The sequence below is a fragment of the Deinococcus marmoris genome (assembly GCF_001949125.1).
In the GTDB taxonomy this organism is placed as follows: Bacteria; Deinococcota; Deinococci; order Deinococcales; family Deinococcaceae; genus Deinococcus; species Deinococcus marmoris_A.
In genome coordinates this window covers 1-3,977 of the sequence record NZ_MSTI01000049.1, presented here as the reverse complement: position 1 = coordinate 3,977, position 3,977 = coordinate 1, and the positions used below count along the sequence as shown (strand labels likewise).

At 56.5% G+C, this 3,977-nt stretch carries 5 protein-coding genes and 1 pseudogene; 4 read left to right on the top strand and 2 right to left on the bottom strand.

Translation table 11 applies throughout. The annotated features are described in order from the left end of the window. Positions 1-155 precede the first annotated feature (155 nt). The 4 genes from BOO71_RS07410 to BOO71_RS29170 all read left to right on the top strand — a co-directional run bounded on the left by BOO71_RS07410 (position 156) and on the right by BOO71_RS29170 (position 2,472). Entirely contained in the window at positions 156-473 is a 318-nt protein-coding gene (locus BOO71_RS07410) for a DDE-type integrase/transposase/recombinase (protein WP_075831314.1), read from the top strand. Positions 474-566: 93 nt separating this feature from the next. Further along, a complete protein-coding gene (gene nucS, locus BOO71_RS07405) occupies positions 567-1,322 on the top strand; it encodes an endonuclease NucS (RefSeq protein WP_075831313.1) in 756 nt (251 codons plus the stop codon). Between the two features lie 299 nt (positions 1,323-1,621). Beyond that, a complete protein-coding gene (locus tag BOO71_RS07400) occupies positions 1,622-1,909 on the top strand; it encodes a helix-turn-helix domain-containing protein (RefSeq protein ID WP_139322816.1) in 288 nt (95 codons plus the stop codon). A gap of 53 nt (positions 1,910-1,962) precedes the next feature. Continuing rightward, entirely contained in the window at positions 1,963-2,472 is a 510-nt protein-coding gene (locus BOO71_RS29170; protein WP_075831311.1) for a transposase, read from the top strand. 24 nt (positions 2,473-2,496) lie between these two features. Here the strand turns inward: BOO71_RS29170 and BOO71_RS07390 are convergent. Together BOO71_RS07390 and BOO71_RS26840 are read right to left on the bottom strand one after the other, a co-directional pair. Then, positions 2,497-2,598, bottom strand: a pseudogene (locus BOO71_RS07390) (HU family DNA-binding protein); the annotation flags it as partial. Positions 2,599-3,667: 1,069 nt separating this feature from the next. Next, on the bottom strand, positions 3,668-3,977 hold a 310-nt coding region (locus BOO71_RS26840; RefSeq protein ID WP_217694857.1), incomplete at its 5' end, for a hypothetical protein.

Genomic DNA, 3,977 nt, shown 5'->3' with positions numbered 1-3,977 from the left:
CCAGGCAACCACAACCATTGCTGTTTGGAAAGATCACACAAGCTGTTCCAGACGCATCTGCTCATCCATCGTAAACGCTCGCAAGGGGTTCTTCTGGAATCGCACCATCCTAAAAGCTTACGCCTGTAACAAGTGACCCGCCAGGTAAATTTGACGTGCCAGAGGCCGTCCGTACGGACAAACTGTGGAGTTACGGTGTAGCGCTTCGGGAACTTTCCGTACTCCACAATATGGAGTACGTTCAGGTCGTGCCTACCGCCCGTTGTAACAATCTGGACGAGCAGTCTCACCGCCCCACACAGCGCCGTGTTCGGCAACAGCGGGGATTCAGCTCACGCCAACAAACACAGGGTTTTCTCAGCCTGTACGCCCGGATCGCGACTCCTCACCACCCTGCTCGCTCCACCATTCCCGCTCGCCACCGTCGTCATCACCAGCAAGCCGCGTTCAAGATGTGGCAAGAGACTGTGTAGCCAACAGTCTGACATTCAGGCCGCTGACCTTCACGACGCTCCGCTGCTTTCTTGAAGGCAACAACTTGCCACAACCCATGCCACCATACCGGCATGATCCGCGCACAACTCCTCACCCCAGACCCACCCAGTCTGACCACCTTCCTCAACACCCACACCCGCACCCGCGATTGCCTGATCCAGATCGCTGGCCTCGCTGAAGTCACCTATCACGGCCGCGCGGCCAGCACCGCCGAAGTGGGCGCGTACCTCGTCCTGATCAAACGCGACGGCAGCCTCCAGATCCACGCGCCCACCGGCATCAAGCCCATGAACTGGCAACCCCGCACCGACGAACTCACCGCCCGCGTCGAACACGGCCGCTGCGTCCTGCATGCTTCTCGCCGCAGTCCGGAAGAACTCGTGCGCGTAACCTTCCTGCATCCACACCTCGCGCTCGCGCTGAACTTATACGAGGAAGCGTCATTTACACTCTCTGGCTCAGAGAAACAAATGCAGGACGCACTGGCTCGTCACCCGGAACTAATCGAACCAGGACTCACCGTGCTGGACCGCGAGTTGCTCATTGATTCGGGTGGTATTGACCTCTACGCACGCGATATGAACGGAAAGTATGTGGTGGTGGAACTCAAACGGGGCCGGGCCACCCAGGACGCCGTCAGCCAACTGGGCCGCTACGTCGCTACCGTACAAAAGTCTGGCGTGGCTGCGGTGCGGGGCATTCTGGCTGCACCGTCGATTACTGCGCCCGCGCTCAAGGAATTGCGTGTCAGGGGGTTGGAGTTCCGCGAGATGGGGGCGTGGCCAGACGCGCCAGCTCCAGCAGCTTTGCCTTCCTTGTTCGACTGAACGCGTGAGATCATCATAAAAGAACCGCCCACAGCTGTGGGCGGTTCATGTCTTATACGGACTCCGATTAAAAAGTGTAGAATCTGAGGATCAAATACTTTCATTCTTCCGTTGAACTTCAGCACTCCGCTGCCGACTTCTGGGGCATCTTCCGGGCCAGCACCTGCGCCGTGCAGCGGCGCAGGGCACAGTTTTTCGCGCTTCTTGCCGAAGGCAAGAGTGAACACGAACTGCTGGCGTTGACTCAATATTCCGTCTCGGGTGCGCGCAAAGTCCTGCATCGGTATCACACTCTGGGGTTGGACAGTCTGGGGGATGGCCGCGCCGACAATCCAGGCGCACCCTCGGTCTTGACCGAGGCGGAGCAGCAACAGTTCGCCGCCCGTCTGCGCGAAGATTTTGACCAGGGCATCGTCTGGAACGGCAAAATGGTTCAGGACTGGATTCAGGAGCACTTTGGCAAAACGGTGTACCTGGGCCGCACCTATGAGTTCATGCGACTGGCCGGGTTCTCGCCCCAGCGTCCACGCCCCCGACATGTCGGGGGCAACGAGGCCGACCAGGAAGTGTTCAAATCAAAATCCTAGTGGAGCGGCTTCGCACAGCGGAGCGGCTCCACCATCACGTCTCGTTGTGGGCCATGGATGAACATCGCATTGGCCTCCAACCCATCACGCGGCCCGTCTGGACACCCACGGGTCACCCAGTCACCCGGCCCGTCCAGCCACGCTATGAATGGCTGTATCTGTATGCCTTCGTCTGCCCTGAGAGCGGAGCCAGCCAGTTCTGGCTGGTCCCAGAGGTCACCAAACGCGCTTACCAACTCGTGACTGCCGCATTTGCAGCCAGTCTGGGGGCGGGACCAGACCATCACATATTGCTCGTTGAAGATGGCGCGGGATTTCATGTCCCTCCACTGGAGGGACATCCCCCTGGCCTGGAGACGGTGACCCTGCCACCCTATTCGCCAGAATTGCAGCCGGTAGAACGCGCCTGGAACTTGACGGACGAGCCACTGGCCAACCGATGTTTTGAATCACTCGCCGAACTCCAGGAAGCGCTCGGAGAACGGTGCGCCTGGCTGGAAACCCAACCCGATCTCATCACGCAGCACACCCTGTTCCACTGGTGGCCTCTCTGTACGAATTAATCGGAGTCCGTATTAGAACTGCGTTTACAACTCGCCCTTCAGCGTGCTGGCTACTTTGAAAGACACTTTCTTGCCGGCAGGAATCTGGATCTTCTCGCTGGTCCCCGGCTTCACGCCCGTCCGAGCCTGGAGGTGCTGCGCTAAGCGGCGGTGCTTGGCCCAGCAACATGATCGGCTCGAACAGCCAGGACGAAAAGACTCCGAGCAAGCGAGCTAAGAGTGTTATTTTGTTCCGGGTGAGCTGCGATGTGATCCAGGAGCAGGTCGGCCAGGAATCGGTACTGGTCAGCCGTGAGAGCGAGATTCAGGTCAGGCCGGGCGAACTGTGCTGCTGCTCCAAGTTGTGGCATGGCTTAATTTTACGATCAGGAAACTTGAGTATCTAGCGGGTCAGTTACCTTTGATCCCCCTAATTTACCCGGATAAAATTCCTGTATTTTTTCTTGTCTAACAGCAATGAGATCAGAGAAGACGACAGTCCGGGATCTCCTGGTGGCTTGCCCAGGGCTGTTCAGCACCCGCAGGTTCACTGCGGTTCATCCGCTGATCATGGGGCGTCCACTGCTGATCATGGGGCGCTCACGGCTGTTTTTCTACTGTTCTCTCAGGCAGAGGGCAGGCGGCACACGCCCAGGGGAAACGAACGCCTCCCGCCTCTGACCACCCGAGGAGAACACCATGAACACCAAGACCCGACTGATGATCGCCACCCTCGCTGCAAGTGCCGCCCTCTCCTTCTCCGCCTTCGCAGCCACCACTCCGAGCGCCAGTGGCCCGATGCCTCTCTCCCAAGCCCAACCCAGCACGGCCCTAGTGACCATTTACCTGCCCTACGTCCCCGCCAAACGTGAATCAGCCGCCCGCTTCACCCCACCCGAGTTCTGCTACTCAGGCAGAATGAAGGTTGCCTGTACCCTCATTGACGCCCCTTCCAACGACCCCACCCGACCAGAAGCTCCACTTCTGGCGCATCAGCTCGACTTCCACTGCGTAGCGGGCGATCATGTTCAACATCAAAGGCGGCCTCCGGGTCGCCTTCCTCTTTTGCCTAAGACCAGTTAGGCAAGAGGAAATAGCCGGGTTCTATCAGGGTAAAATCTGCTCTAAAATCTAAAGATGTGTTTGCCAATTTCTGGGCTAGTGGATTCACCGCCCTATTTCTTGGTACTAAGGCCACAATTATATAAAGCATAAGTTAATTTAAAGAACTTAAGCCTCCGTCCAAAGGTGGAAGATCTTGAGCTTCCCTGAAACTATTAATTACTTGAATTAAACCGTCACGTAGCTTAATACTGCCATCAAGAGACGAATTAACACCATCACTCATCATATAATATGATTCTTCTTCTGTTTCGGACATATTACTTAAATAATATGGAGATTTCACTTTATTATATGCATCGTGAAAAGCTTTATGTCCCTTTTCAGATTCAATGAGTAAGGACTTCATCTCACTAAGCTTAACTGACATCTTGCAGCTGGCGGCCTGACAGATTTTATGAGAG

Bases quoted from the DNA above. Each gene is read 5' to 3' on its own strand.
- nucS (WP_075831313.1), top strand. From the start codon at position 567: ATGATCCGCGCACAACTCCTCACCCCAGACCCACCCAGTCTGACCACC.
- BOO71_RS29170 (WP_075831311.1), top strand. From the start codon at position 1,963: ATGGATGAACATCGCATTGGCCTCCAACCCATCACGCGGCCCGTCTGG.